We start from the raw sequence: 5,812 nt of genomic DNA, 5'->3' as shown, positions 1-5,812 counted from the left end.
AAAGGCTACACCTTTTGCTGATTGATAGCGCCCTTTTCAGGGCTGGATTTGTGTTTGTGCAGTATCGATTAATATGGTTGCTGCTTAGGGAGAAAAATACTTGAAACTGGATTATAGAGTGTTCTAAACCGACAAACTGCGAATCATAAACTGTGAACAATGAATGTTCTACCCCACTTTAATAATATTCACGGGACAGGCCTTTGCCACTTCGCGGGCAAGCATCTCGGAGACGCCATTGGTTATAGGTAAAATGTACAAACCCTTCTTAAGCTCCCCTCCCACCAATGTAGCCTTTCCGTCTCTTTGCGACATACGCCAGATATCTGGTTGCATTTCATAACAAATATTACAGCCGATACATTTGCTCCTGTAGTGTATGATCTTAGGCATTTTCGGTAGCAACTACTTTATAAAGCTTGTCACTTTTCGAAACTTTTACCCCTACAGATATGGTCAGCTTATCCTCTTTTTTTGCCTCCTGGCTATCCATACCATTGACTTTGAAACTGTCAGCCTTCAAAGTAGTCACTCCCGTCTTTGGGCTAATGAGCATAAGGTCATCTCCCTGTCTGATGGTGCCAGCTTCTACTAAAAACTCACCTACCTGTATCTTCGGATAATACTTGGTACCTTTGGCAATATAGATCTTCTTTTGTGTGGCCGATGAACCGGGCTGGTCAGTCCATTCCCCAAGCTTACGGCCCAGATAGTAACCGTCCCAGAACCCGCGGTTATAAACCGTAGAAAGTTCGTTTTTCCACTCCTCAACCTTGCCCTTGTTGTAATTGCCCTGCGCTATGGCATCCAATGCTTCCCTGTAACACCTGGTCACTTTATAAACATAATCTGCCGAACGGCCTCTGCCTTCAATTTTGATGATACTGACACCGGTATTCACGATCTCATCCAGAAAGTCTATAGTGCAAAGATCCTTCGCACTCATGATGTACTCATTATCCACTTCGAACTCGGTACCGTCCTCCTTATCAGTAACGATGTATGGCTTTCTGCAATTTTGAACACAGGCTCCCCTGTTGGCAGAGCCAAAATGAGAGTGCAGGCTCAGATAGCATTTACCGGAAATAGCCATACATAGTGCCCCATGAGCAAATATTTCCAGCCTGATCAGGTTACCGGAAGGGCCTTTAAGGTTCCTCCTTGCTATTTCATTCGACATGTGGGCAACCTGTTTCAAGCTCAGCTCACGTGCCAGTACGATAGTATCCGCAAAAGCTGAGAAGAATTCCACGGTTTCAATATTGCTCACATTGGCCTGTGTGGAGATATGAACTGGCAACCCAATGGTTTTAGCCTCCTGCAACACAGCATAATCAGAAGCTATTATGGCGTGTATCCCTGCATCCTTAGCCTGTTTGAGCAGTCTTCGCATCAGTTGTATATCATGATCATACAGGATGGTGTTTACAGTCAGGTAAGCCCGGATACCATGCTCCTTGCATTCGCTGACGATACTGTGCATATCCTCGACGGTAAAGTTGCTGGCAGAGCGGGCACGCATGTTCAACTGCTCCACACCAAAATAAACAGCGTCTGCCCCTCCCTGTATGGCGGCAGCCAATGCTTCAAACGAACCGGCAGGTGCTAATAGCTCAACTTTATTTACATTATCCATATCTCTAAATTTATTTCAGGTCAGTGTTGTCTTCCGCATACCACTCCGCATAACTGGTGGCTGTCTCACGGAGTAATAGTCGCTGTAGGGTTATGCCTTCCGGAAGAGCCTTTTGCAGTCTTTCTGCAAAGTCTATGACCATGCTCTCGCAGGTGGGCTGGTATTTTACTATAAGCATTTTGGTTGCTTTGGGCAGATATGTGAACCTGCGGTCATGATGGTTCACCACAAAGGCGTGGTCAAACGGCTCAATGATCTCTTCATTTACTATGCGCTTGAGGGTTGAAAAGTCCATCACCATTCCTGATTCAGGATATCCCTCTCTATCGAGCGGCTTGCCTTTGACTGTTACAGACAAGCCATACGAGTGCCCATGAATGTTATAACACTTTCCTTTATATTCTGAAAGCGCGTGGGCCATTTCAAAAGTAAAATCCTTGGTTATTCTTACGGTATTCATAACCTCCTGCTTTAAACCGCGAATTTAATTACATGGCATAGCCGGATTTATGACAAAAATCAGAAAAAAAGCTGCTGTTGGTTGTTTGAAAGTTTCGTATGCCAAAAGTCAGGCTGCCGGCAAGACCTCACTCTCACTTGTGTAAGACGGAGGCTACCGTTCAATAGCCTGATATACATTTCTAAGCGTTTGCAATAAATTATTACAATGTAATCCCGCTCAAAAACTTGATTAAAAACTCTCGGGGAATATCCACAACTTGCACCCCAAATTGGAAGCCACAACTCAGTTTATTTTAATCAACTTAACCCCATATTAAATGAAATTCCGATTGAAACTAGCGCTGTTGGCGATGGCACTGATATTATTTTCTGCGCCTGCCCCCTGCCAACCTGGAAATGAAAAAAGTACTTTTATGCTTATACACGGCTCCTGGCATGGAGACTGGTCGTGGTACCTGCTGGAGGAGCAATTAAAAAAAGCCGGACACACTGTGATTACCGTTAACCTGCCCGGCCATGGGCTGCTTTATAACAATGCCTCCCAGGTAACCTTACAGGATTATGAATCAGCGGTAGTCAATGCCTTGGATCTGTCCCAGGAAGAAGTCATACTCGTAGGCCATAGTCTTGGTGGTCTGATCATTTCCGCAGCAGCAGAAAAAAGACCTGACAAAGTCCGGTCACTGGTTTATCTGGCGGCCTTTCTTCTAAAGAACGGACAGTCTGTTTTGGATATATCCGTTCAGGACTCCACCTCTCTGATCTTCCCTAACACCATCATTGACAGCGAGAATAAGATCGTTCACCTCAGTCCAGAGCGTGTTGTTGACCTTTTTTATGAAGATGCTCCCCACGAGTCTGTTATACTTTCACAAAAGCTACTCACGCCGGAGCCCTTGCTGCCACTCTCTGCTCCACTAACCATTACTACAGAAAACTATGGCAGCATAGACCGATACTACATTACTACAACCCAGGACAAAGCAATATCTCCCTACATTCAGGAAAAAATGTATACTGAAACACCCTGCAAACAGGTTTTTCATATCAACAGTGGGCATTCCCCATTCTTCTCCAATGTTCCTCAACTGAAAAACATTCTATCCAATATTGCTAAAGAAAAGGGCAATAAGATCACTGACAGCAAAAGGGACGAAAATCAAAAACCAAAACCAAGCAGCTTACAACTTACTGTCTACCCTAACCCGGCCAAAGAGACGGTCAACATTGTCCTCCCCCAGGCATTTGATGAAATAAGCCTGACCATCACAACTGTTCAAGGTGAGGTACTTAAAACAGATCAAATTAAACAGCCGTCAAGTATTATTAGCATCACACTCCCTGACAGTAAAGACAAAGAATTGCTGGTACTGATAAAAGCCGGTGGCGAGTATTATCGAGGGAAGGTTTTCAGATATTAAATATCAAGCCCTCCAAGGGTTTTGAAACCCTTGGAGGGCTACAAGAAAATGGAGGGAAAGCGCTATTTCCGCGCGATGATGGTTTCTTGGAAACAACACGCCTTAACTTTACCCACTTTTTGGGACAGTGTCCGGAGAGCAATACTATCTTATAATTTCTTCTGAATGGCAGTACCCTTAGGAACAACGAGCTTTTGCTTCTTTCCCTTTTTCAGATCGAACTCAAAGCCGAAGCGAATGTTGAACTTCTTTGGGTAAGGGCTGTCTTCACTATGCATAAAGTTATACATGACCTGAATGTTGCCCAGTACTTTTCTGGCGAAGGCATATTCCCTCCCTATGCCGACAAAGGCCCCTCTCACCCACTCCCGGGTAAATTCTGGTGAATTGAAAGAACGAGGAACATTGGTCCGGACTTGTTCCCATGCGCCTTTTACAAAAAAGCCTTTATAAAAGGTATAGGTAGCCAATAGGCGTGGCCCATAAGTAGGATCGTTGAATGCAAACGCGTTTTCTTCCGTATCGAAACTGAACCTGTAGATATAGGAACCATATACTTTAAACTTATCATTCATCCTGTAGGCCATCAATGGGGCCAGATCTATAGAGCTATGATTGTCTTTCCTGTTGATTTCCATGAGAAAGCCCGGACGCATGCGCTCTCTCAAGGGTTTGTCATGTAAAGGGTTGGGAGTTCTTACTTTAAGCCCTTTTAATGAGTCCGTCTTAAATTCAGGTTTCTTCAAAGATGACAGCTCTAATTGGGCTGCCTGAACTTTGCTTTGATATTGTTTGAGTATGTCTGTACCGGCTACATTTTTGGATTTCTCCATAAGCCGCTGCTTTACAAATTCAGGATCAGAGTATTGGGTAACTTCGTGTGGCTGTTCCTGCAACTGCGCCTTGTAAGCTTCATGCTCTTTTTTTAGCTTTTCCATTTCAGCAGACTGCCTTTGCAGCTCCTTCAGTTCATCTATGCTTATGGCCTGCTCTTCTATTCGTTTTTCTACTCCTTCAGTGTCTCCTTCCCTGGCTTTTTGAATGTCCTCCGTAACCCCTGAGACTTGCTCTCCTGCCTCGCCAATCTTATTGACCTGTTCTGATACCTGGTCTATATTGCCTGCTTTTTTCAGTTCATTAATTTTATCAGCAGGTGCATTTGTAAGTTCATCAACTTGAGCAGTTGAGCCTTCTAAACCTACCGTTTCTCCTACGTCTAAATTACTATCCGTTCCCAGCCCAAATTCTTTATTTAAATCATCAGGTACGATCTCCCCGGTATCAATATCCGCATCAGGTACACCGGTTACATCTGCACCATCTACTCCCGGTAGCTTTTCGTTAGGTATTTTATCTTCTACCCCTTCCAAACCCTTCTCTGCGGCTTTGCCACTTATTTTATCCTTTACCTGTTCTACCTTCTTTTGCACAGCTTCTTCTGCCTTATCTACCGCCTTATTCACAGTATTAGCAGGCAATTGATTGAGGCTATCGAGCTTTTGGGTATACTTCTCATGCGGCAAATCCAGCGCCTTTAAACTGTCTATCTTAGCTTGAGTCGCTTGCCTGGTAGAATCCACTGCATCAATTTTCACCTCTGGACTCTGCAAACTATCTAGTTTTGAAAGTACCTTTTGTTGTACTGAGTCAACCGTTGAAGTTTGTGCCTGCAAACTGTCGACAGTACCAGTTACTTCCAGCGTATCCAAAGTAGAGCTACTTCGCGAACGGCTATCCTGCGCTGTTTCCTGAGCATACCCCCAGATTGAGAGAGTAAAGCAAAACAGCAGTATGAAAGTTTTTTGAATATTCATGAATCTGCAAAGGTACTAAAAATCAATCTGATTGTCAGTTCAGGTTCTCTGTATTTTCCGCAAGATATGAAAGGATAGTTTCAGAATATGAGATTGGTTGGTTTATTGTTGGCTGGTGGGATTGGTTTTATTATTGAGTTGTTCTTCTTGTTAGTTTTTCTCTGCTAGCATTGCCGTGTTACAGACACTGGATTCCATGGATAAGTCCTTAGTCATCCTAGCGGTAGACTAAGGACAGGTAGGGGGCATCATCAATAACCACCGATCCATTCTGGTCGATTATTGCGGCCATACTTTCTGCGTCCTTCCCGGCCCCAAAGGTGATCCCGGTGCTGGTTACAATCTGCTGTAGTGGACTATTATCCATGACATCCCCGGCAAGTGGCCTTAGTCATCCTAGAGGTAGACTAAGGACAGATAGGGTTGTTGGCGTCCCATCAACCAAGGTTCCAATATTTGTATTTCTTATTAATACTTTT

Annotated in this window: 6 protein-coding genes; 1 reads left to right on the top strand and 5 read right to left on the bottom strand. The window is 44.0% G+C overall.

The annotated features are described in order from the left end of the window. Positions 1 to 168: 168 nt before the first annotated feature. Genes E1163_RS05995 through E1163_RS05985 form a run of 3 tightly spaced genes read right to left on the bottom strand, consistent with a single transcriptional unit; the run spans position 169 to position 2,096 of the window. The gene (locus E1163_RS05995) at positions 169 to 393 is read right to left on the bottom strand and encodes a ferredoxin (protein ID WP_155170523.1); all 225 of its coding nucleotides are present in this window, start codon (positions 391 to 393) and stop codon (positions 169 to 171) included. Further along, positions 386 to 1,636, bottom strand: coding sequence for a peptidase U32 family protein (locus tag E1163_RS05990; RefSeq protein ID WP_155170521.1), 1,251 nt, complete (start codon positions 1,634 to 1,636; stop codon positions 386 to 388). Before E1163_RS05990 ends, E1163_RS05995 begins: the two co-directional genes overlap by 8 nt. Positions 1,637 to 1,646: 10 nt before the next feature. Beyond that, the gene (locus E1163_RS05985) at positions 1,647 to 2,096 is read right to left on the bottom strand and encodes a 6-pyruvoyl trahydropterin synthase family protein (protein WP_155170520.1); all 450 of its coding nucleotides are present in this window, start codon (positions 2,094 to 2,096) and stop codon (positions 1,647 to 1,649) included. Positions 2,097 to 2,415: 319 nt separating this feature from the next. Between E1163_RS05985 and E1163_RS05980 the strand changes: the two genes are divergently transcribed. Continuing rightward, positions 2,416 to 3,519, top strand: coding sequence for an alpha/beta fold hydrolase (locus E1163_RS05980; protein ID WP_155170518.1), 1,104 nt, complete (start codon positions 2,416 to 2,418; stop codon positions 3,517 to 3,519). 149 nt (positions 3,520 to 3,668) lie between these two features. Here the strand turns inward: E1163_RS05980 and E1163_RS05975 are convergent, their stop codons facing one another. Further along, positions 3,669 to 5,333: a hypothetical protein gene (locus E1163_RS05975; protein ID WP_155170516.1), complete on the bottom strand. Its 1,665-nt coding sequence runs from the start codon at positions 5,331 to 5,333 to the stop codon at positions 3,669 to 3,671. Positions 5,334 to 5,550: 217 nt separating this feature from the next. Next, positions 5,551 to 5,700: a hypothetical protein gene (locus tag E1163_RS05970; protein WP_155170514.1), complete on the bottom strand. Its 150-nt coding sequence runs from the start codon at positions 5,698 to 5,700 to the stop codon at positions 5,551 to 5,553. Positions 5,701 to 5,812: the final 112 nt, after the last annotated feature.

This window comes from Fulvivirga kasyanovii (assembly GCF_009711405.1).
Taxonomy (GTDB): Bacteria; Bacteroidota; Bacteroidia; order Cytophagales; family Cyclobacteriaceae; genus Fulvivirga; species Fulvivirga kasyanovii.
Note: the sequence above shows the minus strand (reverse complement) of the source record. Positions and strands in the feature narration are given on the sequence as shown.